Genomic DNA, 227 nt, shown 5'->3' with positions numbered 1-227 from the left:
TGTTTGCTCGGTTTCAGTTGTCGGTAAAACAATAAACACCTCATTTACTTGTTCCCGATGTATGGCAGACCATCAATTCAAATTGGATTTTTGATTTCCTGTTTATCAAAAACCTGTGGTTGTTATGGCTGATACTCCTGTATCAGGGTTTTGTTGGATTTTGCCTTAAACCAACCTACGACGTTTTATGCACAAACTTTTTGTTTGTTGGGCTTCGTGCCTCAGCC

This window comes from Methylophaga sp. UBA1464, from assembly GCF_002325665.1.
GTDB lineage: Bacteria > Pseudomonadota > Gammaproteobacteria > Nitrosococcales > Methylophagaceae > Methylophaga.
The sequence above is the reverse complement of the archived record's forward strand: the minus strand, read 5'-3'. Positions refer to the sequence as shown.